The 13,540-nt window shown below is 64.7% G+C and carries 11 protein-coding genes and 1 pseudogene; 5 read left to right on the top strand and 7 right to left on the bottom strand.

Translation table 11 applies throughout. The features are described from left to right. Positions 1-14: 14 nt before the first annotated feature. Positions 15-743, top strand: a complete 729-nt coding sequence (locus AWB80_RS36440; RefSeq protein ID WP_061179492.1) for a DUF2968 domain-containing protein — start codon at positions 15-17, stop codon at positions 741-743. Positions 744-822: 79 nt separating this feature from the next. Here AWB80_RS36440 and AWB80_RS36435 read toward each other — a convergent pair whose 3' ends face one another. The 5 genes from AWB80_RS36435 to AWB80_RS36415 form a co-directional block, all read right to left on the bottom strand. Beyond that, positions 823-2,250, bottom strand: coding sequence for a gamma-glutamyl-gamma-aminobutyrate hydrolase family protein (locus AWB80_RS36435; protein ID WP_061179491.1), 1,428 nt, complete (start codon positions 2,248-2,250; stop codon positions 823-825). 127 nt (positions 2,251-2,377) lie between these two features. Continuing rightward, positions 2,378-4,135, bottom strand: coding sequence for a cation:proton antiporter (locus AWB80_RS36430; RefSeq protein WP_061179490.1), 1,758 nt, complete (start codon positions 4,133-4,135; stop codon positions 2,378-2,380). Between the two features lie 198 nt (positions 4,136-4,333). Then, on the bottom strand, positions 4,334-4,672 hold the full coding sequence (gene glnK, locus AWB80_RS36425) for a P-II family nitrogen regulator (RefSeq protein WP_061179489.1): 339 nt from the start codon (positions 4,670-4,672) through the stop codon (positions 4,334-4,336). Between the two features lie 140 nt (positions 4,673-4,812). Then, positions 4,813-6,867: an NAD(+) synthase gene (locus AWB80_RS36420; protein ID WP_061179529.1), complete on the bottom strand. Its 2,055-nt coding sequence runs from the start codon at positions 6,865-6,867 to the stop codon at positions 4,813-4,815. 68 nt (positions 6,868-6,935) lie between these two features. Then, positions 6,936-8,078, bottom strand: coding sequence for a GNAT family N-acetyltransferase (locus AWB80_RS36415; RefSeq protein WP_061179488.1), 1,143 nt, complete (start codon positions 8,076-8,078; stop codon positions 6,936-6,938). Between the two features lie 165 nt (positions 8,079-8,243). On the opposite strand from AWB80_RS36415, the gene AWB80_RS36410 reads away from it, so the two are divergent. After that, the gene (locus tag AWB80_RS36410; protein ID WP_061179487.1) at positions 8,244-8,618 is read left to right on the top strand and encodes a GIY-YIG nuclease family protein; all 375 of its coding nucleotides are present in this window, start codon (positions 8,244-8,246) and stop codon (positions 8,616-8,618) included. Here the strand turns inward: AWB80_RS36410 and ppa are convergent. Continuing rightward, positions 8,587-9,114 carry an inorganic diphosphatase gene (gene ppa / locus AWB80_RS36405; protein WP_061179486.1) on the bottom strand — a complete coding sequence of 176 codons (528 nt, stop codon included), beginning with the start codon at positions 9,112-9,114 and terminating at the stop codon, positions 8,587-8,589. The two genes, AWB80_RS36410 and ppa, sit on opposite strands and share 32 nt — an antisense overlap. A 218-nt stretch (positions 9,115-9,332) precedes the next feature. Between ppa and AWB80_RS36400 the strand changes: the two genes are divergently transcribed. From AWB80_RS36400 to AWB80_RS36390, 3 genes and pseudogenes are all read left to right on the top strand, one after another. Next, on the top strand, positions 9,333-10,772 hold the full coding sequence (locus tag AWB80_RS36400) for an aldehyde dehydrogenase family protein (RefSeq protein WP_061179485.1): 1,440 nt from the start codon (positions 9,333-9,335) through the stop codon (positions 10,770-10,772). Positions 10,773-10,787: 15 nt separating this feature from the next. Then, positions 10,788-11,564, top strand: a pseudogene (locus AWB80_RS36395) (SDR family oxidoreductase). A 178-nt stretch (positions 11,565-11,742) separates the two neighbouring features. Continuing rightward, complete coding sequence (locus AWB80_RS36390; protein WP_061179484.1) at positions 11,743-13,059, top strand: MFS transporter; 1,317 nt, start codon at positions 11,743-11,745, stop codon at positions 13,057-13,059. Here the strand turns inward: AWB80_RS36390 and AWB80_RS36385 are convergent. After that, a complete protein-coding gene (locus AWB80_RS36385) occupies positions 13,056-13,301 on the bottom strand; it encodes a hypothetical protein (RefSeq protein ID WP_087131867.1) in 246 nt (81 codons plus the stop codon). The genes AWB80_RS36390 and AWB80_RS36385 overlap by 4 nt on opposite strands. Positions 13,302-13,540: the final 239 nt, after the last annotated feature.

Below are 13,540 nucleotides of genomic sequence, written 5' to 3'. Positions count from 1 at the left end.
GCCACGACGCCAACATGAAGCAACTCCGTTATCTCCATCACGCGACGCTCACGCTCGCCTTGTCCCTGTGCGGCATCCTCGCGCCGTTCGCGAGCACGTTCGCGGCGCCTCCGGCGGCCAGGGTGGCCGCGAAGGCGCCTCAGCCCGCACCCGCGCCAGCGGCAATGCCCGCGCAGGCCGCGCCCGAGGATCTGTCCGACCTGAACGCCGATTCCAGCGCGCCGCGCGTCGAAGGCAACATCGCCGAACTGCAGAATCTCGTGCAGGCGGGAAGCCTCACGGAATTGCGCGCGACGCGCAACGGCAGCTACGGCGCGAAGCTCTTCTTCCTCCCGCAGGAAATGCTGTACTACGTCGCGCTTTCGCAGGACGCGCGCTGGTGGCGCGTCGTGAAGACGCAGGACGTGGCCCGCGCGGAATCGATCTACGCCCAGTTCGCGCGCAAGAGCTTCGATCTCGCCGATGGCGAAATCAGCCGCACGCAATTGCAGGCGCAGAAAGCGCTGCTCGAACGCGTGATCGCGAAATCGGCGGACCGGGCGAACCGCCTCACCGCCGACCTCGCACTCGCGCAGCAGCAGGATTCGCAGGTGACGCAGCGTCAGCAGCAGCTTCAGGCGGAGTCGGCCGTGTTGCAGACGGACAAGCTCGAAGCCGAACGCAAGCTGCGCGCGCTGCAATTGCAGGTCGAACAGCTTCAGAAGCAGACGGAAGCCGGACTCGCGCCGGTGACCACGCGCTAAGTCATCCGCACACGCCTGACAAACGCAGAAGGCCCGCTCGAATCGAGCGGGCCTTCTGCGTTTGCGGCCTGCAAAAAAACTAGAACCGCGTCTCGCGCGCGACGCGCAGGAACGTATCGAGCAGCGGCGTGCAGTCGAGCAGTTCCGCGCCGCCCGCGCGATGAAACTCCGGGTGCCACTGCACGCCGACCACGAACGGCGACTTCCGGTACCGCACCGCCTCGATGATCCCGTCCGACGCCGACACCGCCTCGATGTTCAGATCGCGCCCGAGCGTCTTCACCGCCTGATGGTGGATCGAGTTGACGATCGCCTCGCGCTGGTTCGGGAACATGTTGACGAGCGTGGAGCCGTCGGGGAAGCGGATCGAGTGGCGATGCTGGTCGTATTTCTCGTTGACGTGGATGCCGGCGGTCGGCACATCGGTGGCGATGTCGCCGTAGAGCGTGCCGCCGAACGCCACGTTGATCAGCTGACAGCCGCGGCACACGCCGAGCACGGGCTTGCCCGACTCGACGAACTCGTGCAGCAGCTCCAGCTCGTACATGTCGCGCACGCGGTCGCCGGGCCATTCTGGACGCGTCGTCCTTTCCTCGTAGGACTGCGGAGAAACATCGGCGCCGCCTTGCAGCAGAAGGCCGTCGAGATGCTTCGCGTAATCGCGCAGACGGATATTGCTCGGATGCAGCATGCCCTGATGGCCGACGGTCGGAATCATGAAAACGAGCACGTCGCGCGACATGACCCAGTGCGCGATCGATTCCTCCAGATATTGCAGCGTCTTGCCGCGCAGCCCTTTCGCGCCCGGCTCGGGGTGAAAGATGCGCGCCGACACGCCGATGCGCAACGTGCGCTGCGTGATGCGCTGCCCCGCGCGATCGAAGATCTGACGCGCGCGCGCCGCGACGATGCGCCCGAACACCGACCACGCCGAGTCGGACTGCTTGAGATACGCGGGCTGGGCCGGCGCAGCCGCCTGTTCGGGCGGCGGCGCGACCGGCGCATTGAGCTTGCTGAAATCCGGCGCGTCGGAAAAAGCCGGCGGCATGCCGACGGCGGGTGGCGGAACGGTGCGGCCAGTCGGGGAATCGGTCGCGGCGGATTGCGAATTGGCCGTGCTGGCGGCTTCCGCCTCGGTCGCGGCTTCGAGATTTTCGGCGAGGCTCGCCTTGGTGTTGGTCGATGCGCGCTGCTTGTCGCGCACCGAGGCTTCCTGCGCAGCGGTCGCGCTCGCCGCCGATGCCCGCGCTTCGCGGGCCGCCTGCTGGGCGTCGTCGCGACGCGCCTGCGCCGTGTCGACGGGCTCCACGTTCGATGCGCTCGAAGGCGCGTCCGTCGATGCCCGTTCGGTCGCGCTCGCCTTGGGGCCGGGCGCAGAGGCCGCTGCCGCTGCTTCGGGCGGGGCGGTGGGATTCACGCTCGATGGTCCGCCTGCTGCCTGGGAATCGGCGCCGCTTCGGCGTGCGTCGGTGTTGCTTGAGTCGTTGGACGTTTTGTTATCGCTCATTCCGGATTCAGGCGCGCGAGCGCCATAGGAGAATGGACCAGCCCCGATTATCCGCCTCCGACCCGCGCGGGGGCAAACCACCACACATTTGGTCACATTATCGCGGGAACCCGTCGCACGATTCCGTTCAGTGGTCGCGCGGCTCCTCGAAGGTTTCGCGCAGCGCGATCTGCATCGTCGCGTGGATTTTCACGCACCAGCGCCATAGCACCGTCAGCAGCAGCGCCGCGCAGAGCAGCACGCCGATCATCAGGCCGAACGGCGGCAGGATCGCGCCCGACAGCGCCGCGACCAGCAGAAAGACGCCGAACATCGCGACGATCGGAATCAGCCCGGAAATCGCCGAGCGGATCGCGCTCGTGAAGCGCCCCGCTTTCGCGGGCTGCACGCTCACTTCGGCGAGCAGCAGCGCGAGCGAATCGAGCTTGCGATAGACCGCGACCAGAAACGGCAACGCGACGACGAGCGCCGCGCCCCACAACACGACGCGTCGCGCGTTGTCGGTGTCGAGCCAGCGCGCGAGATAGCCCGACGCGAACGGCGCGGCATACGATGCGCCGAGGAAAATCGCCGCCACGAGCGCGAGATTCACCGCGATCTGCACGACGATGCGACGCGTCATCGAGAACAGCGTCGGGCCGCCGGATGCGGGCGTCAGGCTCGCGAGCCATTGCGAATACAGCCCGAAGGTATGCACGAGCGGCGCGGGCATCGCGCGCGCGAGACGCGCCGTGAGCGGATCGGCGGCGCGGATCAGATACGGCGTGAATAGCGTCGTGAGCGCGGACACGGCCACCGCGATCGGATACAGAAAGCTGCTCGTGACCTTCAGCGACAAACCCAGCGAAGCGATGATGAACGAGAACTCGCCGATCTGCGAGACGCTCATGCCGACGCGCATCGACGTGCGTCCGTCCTTGCCCGCGAGAAAGGTGCCGAGCCCGCACGACACGATCTTGCCGAGCACGACCGCGATCGTGATGACGGCGATCGGCCACGCATAGTCGACGAGCACCGTCGGATTCAGCAACAGACCGATAGTGACGAAGAAGATCGCCGAAAACATGTCGCGCACCGGCGCGATGAGATGCTCGATGCGCGCGAGATGCTTCGACTCCGCCATGATCGCGCCGATCAGGAACGCGCCGAGCGCGATCGAATAATCGAGCTTCACGACGAGCAGACAGAAGCCGAAGCAAAAGCCGAGCACCGTGACGAGCAGCATCTCGTCGCTCTTGGCGCGCGCGACGTAGTTGAGCGCGCGCGGCACGGTGAGAATGCCGATCACCAGCGACACCGTCATGAAAAGCAGCAGCTTGCCGAGCGTGACGACCGCGACGCCCGCGCTCACCGAGCCCGTCTGCGCGATGCCGGACAGCAGCACGAGCATCGCGATCGCGAGAATGTCCTCGACGATCAGAATGCCGAACACGATCTGCGCGAAATGCTCGCCCTTCATGCCGAGCTCGGAGAGCGCCTTCACGATGATCGTCGTCGACGAAATCGCGAGCATCGCGCCGAGAAAGAGCGAATCCATCGCGTTCCAGCCGAACCAGCGCCCGATCTCGTAGCCGACCCAGATCATCAGCACGATTTCCGAGAGCGCCGCGACGAACGCCGTCGCGCCGACCTTGAAGAGCTTGCGCAGGCTGAATTCGAGCCCGAGCGAGAACATGAGGAACACGACGCCCAGCTCGCCGAGCGTCTGGATCGTCGCTTCGTCGTGGATCAGATTGAAGGGCGGCGTGTACGGCCCGATGATCACTCCCGCCGCGATATAGCCGAGCACGACCGGCTGCCGCAGACGATGAAACAGCACCGTCACGAGACCCGCGATGGCCATGATCACCGCGAGATCCTGGATGAAGCCGATCGCGTGATGCATCAAACAGTTCCTTACAAAGGTATAACCAGAATTCGATGTTACCGCACGGATGGCGCATTCCTGCGCTCAGGCAACAAATAGACGAAAAAAATCGGGGACGATGACGCGCCTCGCGCTGGTGCATGCGCGCGCGGGAAATACGGAGAAAGAAAGGCCCGCGCGAATGGCGGGCCGGAGTCAGGCGAAGTGACGCAGCGCTCAGACCGCCGCTTCGTTTTCCTCGCCGGTGCGGATGCGGATCACGCGCTCGACATCGGCGACGAAGATCTTGCCGTCGCCGATCTTGCCGGTGCGCGCGGCGCCGATGATCGCGTCGATAACCTGATCGGTTTGATCGTTCGCGACGACGACTTCGATCTTCACCTTCGGCAGGAAGTCGACCACATACTCTGCACCACGATAAAGCTCAGTGTGCCCCTTCTGGCGGCCAAAGCCCTTCACTTCGGTGACCGTGAGACCGGTGAGGCCTACTTCGGCGAGCGCTTCGCGAACTTCGTCGAGCTTGAACGGTTTGATGACGGCGGTGATACGTTTCATGGCGTGCCTCGCGTAAGGTTCGATTCAAGGGATTCGAGAAAAGGTCGTGTCCCGCGCGGGACAGATGTTTTCGATTCTAGCCGCGTTTCATCGAGCAAGCGTCCGGTATGTGCGCGAGATGACGGGATAAACGCGCGATATCACTCGTTCGCGGGGACGCGTTCGAGGTCCGCGAGCCATACCGTCGCCTGTCCGTCGCTCGGCGCGCGCCAGTCGCCGCGCGGAGAAAGCGAGCCGCCCGAGCCGACCTTCGGTGCATTCGGTATGCATGAGCGCTTGAACTGGCTCGTGCGAAAGAATCGATCCAGAAAGATCCGCAGATTCTTGCGGATCTCGCCGAGGTCGTATTGATTCCGCGTAACCGTCGGGCCTTCCGGCCACGCGCCCGCATCGCGATCGCGCCACGCATGCAGCGCGAGAAACGCAACCTTGCTTGGTGCAAAGCCGAAACGCAGCGTGTAGTACAGGTTGAAGTCCTGCAGTTCGTACGGGCCGATGACGCTCTCCGTCTTCTGCTCCACCACGCCGCTCGTCTTGCCGGGAATGAGTTCCGGGCTGATGTCGGTGCTCAGGATGTTTTCGAGCACATCGGTGCCGTTGCCGCCGATCTGCCCCGACTCCGCAACCCAGCGCACCAGATGCGTGATCAAGGTCTTCGGCACGCTCGCGTTCACGTTGTAGTGCGACATGTGATCGCCCACTCCGTAGGTGCACCAACCAAGTGCCAGCTCGCTCAGATCTCCCGTGCCGATGACGATCGCGTTATTGAAATTCGCCAGCCGGAAGAGATGGCTCGTGCGCTCGCCGGCCTGAACGTTCTCGTAGGTGATGTCGTACTGCTCGGCGCCGGTGCTGTGCGGATGGCCGATGTCGGACAGCATCTGGACGCAGCTCGGCCGGATGTCGATCTCGCTCGCCGTGCAGCCGACGACCTCCATCAGCTCGCGCGCCTGCCTGAGCGTGCGGTCGCTGGTGGCGAAACCCGGCATCGTGTACGCGAGGATGTTCGAGCGCGGCAGGCCGAGACGGTCCATCGCTTTCGCGCACACGAGCAGTGCATGCGTCGAGTCGAGGCCGCCCGATACACCGATGACGACCTTCGACATGCCCGACGATTGCAGCCGTTGCAAGAGCGCCTGCACCTGAATGTTGTAGACCTCGTTGCAGCGTTCGTCGCGGCGCGCGGCGTCGGCAGGCACGTAAGGGAAGCGCGCGACGCGACGTTCGAGCGGCAGCTTCCCCTCGGCCGGAATCGGCAGCGGGAAGGCGATCACGTCGAACTGCGCGACTTCTTCGGCGTGCCGATGCGTCGAGCGGCCGAAGGTGGTTTGGCGCATGCGCTCGCGCGAGAGCCGTTCGAGATCGATATCGGCGTAAATAAGGTGCGAACGATCCGAGAAACGCGCGGACTCCGCGAGCAGTTCGCCGTTTTCGTAGATGAGGCCCTGCCCGTCCCAGGCGAGGTCCGTGGACGACTCGCCATTGCCCGCCGACGTGTACAGATATGCCGCGACACAACGCGCGGACTGCTGCCCGACGAGCTGATGCCGATACGCCGACTTGCCGACGACGATATTCGACGCCGACAGATTCACGAGCACCGTCGCGCCCGCGAGCGCCGCGAACGACGACGGCGGAATCGGCACCCACACGTCCTCGCAGATTTCGACGTGGAACCGGAAGAGCGGCAGATCCTCGATCTGGAACAGCAGCGACGCGCCGAACGGCACGTCCTGACCGCAGAGCCTGACGGTGTTCGTGACGGCGGCATCGGCGGGGCTGAACTGGCGCGCTTCGTAGAACTCGCCATAGTTCGGCAGATAGCTCTTCGGCACGACGCCACGAATGAATCCTCCGGCGATGACGATGGCGCAGTTGAAGAGCTTGTGCTCGGCCCGGACCGGCGCGCCGACGATCATCGCGATATTCAGTTCCTTCGACGCGTCCAGAATGCCTTGCAGCGCCGCTTCGCAGGCGTCGAGCAAGGCGCGCTGATGAAACAGGTCGTCGCACGTATAGGCGGACACGCCAAGTTCGGGAAACGCGACGAGCACCGCGCCGTGCGCCGCGGCCTCGTTAGCGAGTTCGATCGTCTGCGCCGCGTTGAATGCGGGATCGGCCACCTTGCACGACGGCACGCCGACCGCGACGCGCGCGAAGTCGTGGCTGTAAAGATTGAAGAAGTTTCTGCTCATGGTCGACATGGATGTGCGCGCGTTGCGGCCGGGGCGATATGCGATGAAAGACTGGGATGATTATCGCATCAGACCTTCTTCCTGAACGGCGTGTGCGCTTCGAGCTCCACGATATGCTGATCCATCGCTTCGGTTTCGGCATCGAGAAATTCGGCGATCGCGTGCGCGAAACGCTGATCCGCGATCCAGTGCGCGGACCATGTGGGCGTCGGCAGAAGTCCGCGCGACATCTTGTGCACGCCCTGCGCGCCGCCCTCGAAGCGCGCGAGTCCATGCTCGATGCAATACGCGATGCCCTGCATGTAGCACGTCTCGAAGTGCAGCCCCGAGATGAACTCGCGCGTGCCCCAGTAACGCCCATACATCGTGTCGCCGCCGATCATGTTGAGCGCGCACGCGAGCCGCTCGCCGTCGGCTTCGGCGATCACGAGCAGCATGCTGCCGGGCGCATCGGCGTGAATCCGGCCGAAGAATTCGTGCGACAGATACGGCGCATTCCAGTGCTCGCGATAGGTGTTGTCGTAGCAGTCGTAGAAGAAATCGAGCGCGCTTTGATCGATCTGCGCGCCGCGCAGCCATGTATACGTGACGCCCGCGTCCTTCACGCGCCGCCGGTCCTGCTTCACCTTCTTGCGCTTGTCGTGACTCATGGTCGCGAGAAAGGCGTCGAAACTTTCGTAGCCGTCGCCGGGCAGATTCTCCCAATGAAACTGCACGCCTTCGCGCAGCATGTAGCCCGCGTCCGTCAGCGCCTCGACGTCCTGCGCGTGCGGAAAGAGCACATGCAGCGACGACAGTTCGAGCCTTCGCGTCAACTCGATCGCGCCGCGCGCGAGCAGCACGCGATCTTCATGATGCGCGGCGATGAGGCGCGGGCCCGTCACTGGCGAGAACGGCACGGCGGACAGCGCCTTCGGGTAATAGCGCACGCCGTGGCGCTCGAAGGCGTCGGCCCATGCGTGGTCGAACACGTACTCGCCGCGCGAATGCGACTTCAGGTACAACGGCATCGCGCCTGCGAACTCGCCGCCGCGCTTCAATATCAGATGATGCGCGCGCCAGCCGGTGCGCTTCACCGCGCACTCCGTCTCCTGCAATGCCGACAGAAACGCATGACGCACGAACGGGTTATCGCCGGCGAGCCGGTTCCAGTCTTCGGCCGGAATCTCGCTGAGCGCATCGACCACATGAATTTCGACTTCGCGATTCAACAGGCTACCTCGCTGTGATTGACCGACGAGCGCGCCCGTACCGCGCCAAACGCGCCCGAAAGCGGCTATTCTCGCGCAACTCGCAATGGCACGCCGAAGCGCACGAGAGCGCCCCAACGCGGTGCTTTCAGCGATAATGCGCGGCACATCCCCTCTTACTCGCCGATGCCCTGGTTCCTCTACCTCATCGAATGCGCCGACGGCAGCCTCTACACCGGCATCGCGACCGACGTCGAAGCCCGCTTCTCCGCGCACGCGAGCGGCAAGGGCGCGCGCTATACGCGCGCGAAAAAGCCGTTGCGCGTGCTGGCATCGTTCGAGCTGGAGGGAAAATCGGAGGCGTTGCGCGCCGAGTATCGCGTGAAGCGGCTGAGCGCGCCGCAGAAACGCGCGCTGATCGCGGGAGAGCGATCGATCGAATCAGTGTTGCCCCGGACCGAGGCAAGCGAAGCGCAGGAAAACGCCGCCGCGCTGCGAGCAACGCGGCGGCGCCTGGTAGTGGCGCGAATTACTTCTTGTAGTTCGCGGCGCCTTCCGTGATTTCCTTGTGCGCGGCCTCGATGCCCGTCCAGCCCTCGACCTTCACCCACTTGCCCTTTTCGAGCGACTTGTAGTTCTCGAAGAAGTGCTTGATCTGGTCCTTCAGGTATTCGGGCACGTCGTCGATCGACTTGAGGTTCGCCGTCATCGGGCAGATCTTGTCGTGCGCCACGGCGACGAGCTTCGCGTCGACGCCCGATTCATCCGTCATCTGCAGCATGCCGAGCGCGCGCGCACGCACGACCGAGCCGGCCAGCAGCGGGAACGGCGTGATGACGAGCACGTCGACCGGGTCGCCGTCGCCCGACAGCGTCTGCGGAATGAAGCCGTAGTTGGCCGGATAACGCATGCCGGTGCCGATGAAGCGGTCGACCACGAGCAGGCCCATGTCCTTGTCCGCTTCGTATTTGACCGGATCGCTCTGCGCGGGAATCTCGATGATGACGTTGAAATCCTGCGGGAGATCCTTGCCGGGAGGTACGTTGTTGAAGCTCATGAGCGCTCTCTGGAGAAGTTGAGTCGGAGATGGAATCGCACGGGCGGACGATACGCCGGAGAACCGCCGCGGCGCTCGCGCGTGAAGGCGCGTGACTGCGTCATTATAGCCAAACGAGTTCGCGCCCCCGCCAAGGCCGGCGCGCGCGGGGCGTTGGCGCGATAATCGAAAGCGGCATCGGTTTCCGGCAGCAGAGCACCCGATTTCAGGAGACGTGCATGGAAGACGCGAAGCATTTCATCAACAACCGCTGGGTCGCGCCATCGGGCGGCGAGACGATTCCGGTGGTCGATCCCTCCGACGGCCAGATCTTCGCGCAGATCGCGCGCGGCACGGCGGGCGATGTCGACCGCGCGGTCGCCGCCGCGCGCGCCGCCTTCGAAGGCGACTGGGGCGCGATGAGCGCGGCCGAGCGCGGACGCATCCTCGCGCGCCTGTCGATGCTGATCGCCGCGTGCCACGAGGACATCGCGCAGGTCGAGGCGCGCGATACCGGCAAGCCGCTCAAGCAGGCGCGCGCGGACGTAACCGGCATCGCGCGCTATTTCGAGTTCTACGCGGGCGCCGCCGACAAACTCCACGGCGAAACCCTGCCCTATCAAACCGGCTTCACGGTGCTCACGATCCGCGAGCCGCACGGCGTCACGGGCCACATCGTGCCGTGGAACTATCCGCTGCAGATTTTCGGGCGCAGCGTCGGCGCGGCGCTCGCGACCGGCAACGCGTGCGTCGTGAAGCCGGCGGAGGACGCGTGCCTGTCGCTGTTACGCGTCGCCGAACTGGCGGCGGAAGCCGGCCTGCCCGATGGCGCGCTCAACATCGTCACCGGTTACGGGCACGAAGCGGGCGCGGCGCTGGCGCGGCATGCGGGCATCGATCACATCTCGTTTACCGGCTCGCCCGCGACCGGCGCCGCTGTCACCAAGATGGCCGCCGACAACCACGTGCCCGTCACGCTCGAACTCGGCGGCAAGTCGCCGCAAATCGTGTTCGCCGATGCCGATTTCGACGCCGCGCTGCCCGTGCTCGTCGCGGCGATCGTGCAGAACGCCGGGCAGACGTGTTCGGCGGGCAGCCGCGTGCTGATCGAGCGCGCGGCGTACGAGCCTTTGCTGGACCGGCTTGCGCAGGCGTTCGCGGCGCTCAGGGTCGGCCCGAGCAAGCTCGATCTCGACTGCGGCCCGCTCATCAGCGCGAAGCAGCAGCAGCGCGTGTGGGACTTCCTGTCCGATGCGCAACACGACGGCATCCCGATGGCCGCGCACGGCGAAGTCGTCGGCGAAGCGCCGGAGGCCGGCTTCTATCAGGCGCCCACGTTGCTGCGCGACGTCCCGCCGACGCACCGCCTCGCGCGCGAGGAAGTGTTCGGCCCGGTGCTCGCCGCGATGCCCTTCGACAGCGAAGCCGACGCGCTCCGGCTCGCGAACGGCACCGACTACGGGCTGGTCGCGGGCATCTGGACCCGCGACGGCGCGCGGCAGATGCGTCTCGCGCGGCGCGTGCGCTCTGGGCAGGTGTTCATCAACAATTACGGCGCGGGCGGTGGCGTCGAGTTGCCGTTCGGCGGCGTGAAGCATTCGGGGCACGGACGCGAGAAAGGCTTCGAGGCGCTCTACGGCTTCACGACGCTGAAGACCATCGCCATCAAACACGGCTGAATAACGGAGACAGGCATGCGACTGCAAGGCAAAACCGTGATCGTGACGGGCGGCGGCTCGGGCTTCGGCGAAGGCATCGCGAAGACGTTTGCGCGCGAAGGCGCGAACGTCGTCGTCAACGATCTCAACGGCCCGGCGGCCGAGCGCGTGGCGAGCGAAATCGCGCTCGCGTCGTCGCCGGAAGTGAAGCACGGCCGCGCGATCGCCGTAACGGGCGACGTCACCAAGCGCGACGACTGGCAAACGCTCTTCGATGCGGCCATCCAGGACTTCGGCAGCGTCCAGGTCGTCGTCAACAATGCGGGCACGACGCACCGTAACAAGCCGGTGCTCGACGTGACCGAGGCCGAATTCGACCGCGTCTACGCGGTGAACGTGAAGAGCATCTACTGGAGCGTCGAGCAGTTCGTGCCGTATTTTCGCGAGCAAGGCGGCGGCGCGTTCATCAACATTGCATCGACGGCGGGCGTGCGGCCGCGTCCGGGGCTCGTCTGGTACAACGGCAGCAAGGCGGCGGTGATCATCGCGAGCAAGGCGCTCGCGGTCGAGCTGGGCGGGGATCGTATCCGCGTAAACTGCATCAATCCGGTAATGGGCGAAACCGCCCTGCTCACCGAATTCATGGGCATGGACGACACGCCCGAAAACCGCCGCAAATTCCTCGCGACGATTCCGCTCGGCCGCCTTTCGACGCCGCAGGATGTCGCCAACGCCGCGCTCTAGCTCGCCTCCGACGATGCCGAGTTCATCACCGGCGTCGCGCTCGAAGTGGACGGCGGGCGCTGCGTCTGAGCGATGCCGGCGCACGCCGCGCGACGAATGCGGCGTGCGCTTAAACATCGGTGCTTTCCCTAGCAATAACAAGCGTTTGGCGCGGATGCCGAAGGGCTAGAATCCTTACGCGTCTGTAATCGCGAGCGGGCCCATCCGCCGGACGCCGTGTGCAAAAAAACCAGAGGAGACGAGCAACATGGCCAGCACCGCCAATCCCATGCCCCGCCCCGGCGCGGGCGCACCATCGGCCTTCGAGGAGGCTACCTATCGCAAGGTCGCGTGGCGGCTCTCGCCGCTGCTTTTGATCTGCTACATCGTTGCGTATCTGGACCGGGTGAATGTCGGCTTCGCCAAGCTGCAGATGGCCGCGGACCTGCAACTGTCGGACGCCGTGTACGGCTTCGGCGCGGGCATCTTCTTTTTTGGCTACTTCATCTTCGAGATACCGAGCAACATCATCCTGCATCGCGTGGGTGCGCGCGTGTGGATCGCGCGCATCATGATTTCGTGGGGCATCATCTCGGCGCTCACGATGTTCATCACCACGCCGACGATGTTCTACGTGATGCGCTTTCTGCTCGGCGCGGCGGAAGCGGGCTTTTTCCCCGGCATCATTCTGTATCTGACGTACTGGTTTCCGGCGCGCCGGCGCGGGCGCATGACGACGCTCTTCATGACCGCGATCGCGTTGTCGGGTCTTATCGGCGGGCCGGTGTCGGGCTGGATCATGAAGAGCTTCGACGGCGTGCATGGCTGGCACGGCTGGCAATGGCTGCTGTTGCTGGAAGGCATTCCTTCGGTGATCGTCGGTCTGGTCGTGCTGGCGATGCTCGACGACCGCATCTCGAAGGCGAAGTGGCTCACGCAGGAAGAGCGCGAACTGCTCGAACGCAACATCGCGACGGATAACGTCGCGAAGGAAGACATGCCGCTCGGCAAGATCCTGTCGAGCCCGAAGGTGTGGCTGATGAGCCTCATCTACTTCTCGTTCGTGATGGGGCTGTACGGCGTGAGCTTCTGGCTGCCGACGATCATCAAGTCGATGGGCGTGTCCGATGCCTTGCAGGTCGGGTTGCTGTCGGCGATTCCGTATGGCGCGGCGGTGGTCGGCATGCTGTACGCGGCGCGCAGCGCGGACCGGACCGGCGAGCGGCGCTGGCATATCGCGATTCCGGCGTTCATCGGGTCGATCGGGCTGGTGTTGTCGGTGGTGTGGTCGTCGAATACGACGCTCGCGATGGTCGGGCTCACGCTGGCCACGACGGGGATTCTCACCACGCTGCCGCTGTTCTGGAGTCTGCCGACGGCGTTTCTCGCTGGCACCGGCGCGGCTGCCGGTATCGCGATGATCAATTCGCTGGGGAATCTCGCGGGGTTCTTGAGTCCCTATCTCGTGGGGTGGCTCAAGCAGGCGACCGGGTCTAACGCCAGTGGCATGTATATGCTTGCGGGCTTCCTGGTGCTCGGTGCATTGCTTGCGCTTAGCGTGCCGGCGCGGATGGTGAATCGTTAAGGCCTTGTTTTTGATTTTGAGGCCTTGTTTTTGATTTTGAGGCTTTCTTTGTGCTTTTGGGCTTTCGCCGGATCTCGTATTCGCGTTGGTTTATTAGCGTTGCCCCTGTGCGGGGCGGCAGTCACTTTCTTTGCTGCTGCAAAGAAAGTAACCAAAGAAAGCAGCTTTCCCCATCCGGAACGCTTCACACCGGCCGCGGCACAGGCGAGCCGATAGGGCACAGCAGTAGCAAGTGCCCTCATAGGCCACCTCCGGCTTGGACCGCGCACGGTCCGCCACATCGCACCGCATAAGCGACTGGTTCAGCACCAAACAGCTCCGGCCCGCTTCGCGGCCGATGGGTACATCGGGGTTGCGTGTGCTTCTGCGTTTCTCTTTACTCGTCGGTTTCCCTTGCATACCTAACGGCAGCGCGTAGCGCTGTGCCGGAACTGTTTCGTGCTGAACCTGCGCCCTTGGGGTACTAGCTTGTCAGACCGTG

This window comes from Caballeronia pedi (genome assembly GCF_001544915.2).
Taxonomy (GTDB): domain Bacteria; phylum Pseudomonadota; class Gammaproteobacteria; order Burkholderiales; family Burkholderiaceae; genus Caballeronia; species Caballeronia pedi.
The sequence above is the reverse complement of the archived record's forward strand: the minus strand, read 5'-3'. Positions and strand labels throughout refer to the sequence as shown.

Excerpts from the sequence above, each read along its gene's own strand:
- AWB80_RS36420 (WP_061179529.1), bottom strand. The coding sequence starts at position 6,867 with ATGAGCAGAAACTTCTTCAATCTTTACAGCCACGACTTCGCGCGCGTC.
- AWB80_RS36430 (WP_061179490.1), bottom strand. The coding sequence starts at position 4,135 with ATGCATCACGCGATCGGCTTCATCCAGGATCTCGCGGTGATCATGGCC.
- AWB80_RS36440 (WP_061179492.1), top strand. The coding sequence starts at position 15 with ATGAAGCAACTCCGTTATCTCCATCACGCGACGCTCACGCTCGCCTTG.
- AWB80_RS36410 (WP_061179487.1), top strand. The coding sequence starts at position 8,244 with ATGCCCTGGTTCCTCTACCTCATCGAATGCGCCGACGGCAGCCTCTAC.
- AWB80_RS36390 (WP_061179484.1), top strand. The coding sequence starts at position 11,743 with ATGGCCAGCACCGCCAATCCCATGCCCCGCCCCGGCGCGGGCGCACCA.
- glnK (WP_061179489.1), bottom strand. The coding sequence starts at position 4,672 with ATGAAACGTATCACCGCCGTCATCAAACCGTTCAAGCTCGACGAAGTT.
- ppa (WP_061179486.1), bottom strand. The coding sequence starts at position 9,114 with ATGAGCTTCAACAACGTACCTCCCGGCAAGGATCTCCCGCAGGATTTC.
- AWB80_RS36435 (WP_061179491.1), bottom strand. The coding sequence starts at position 2,250 with ATGAGCGATAACAAAACGTCCAACGACTCAAGCAACACCGACGCACGC.
- AWB80_RS36400 (WP_061179485.1), top strand. The coding sequence starts at position 9,333 with ATGGAAGACGCGAAGCATTTCATCAACAACCGCTGGGTCGCGCCATCG.
- AWB80_RS36385 (WP_087131867.1), bottom strand. The coding sequence starts at position 13,301 with ATGAGGGCACTTGCTACTGCTGTGCCCTATCGGCTCGCCTGTGCCGCG.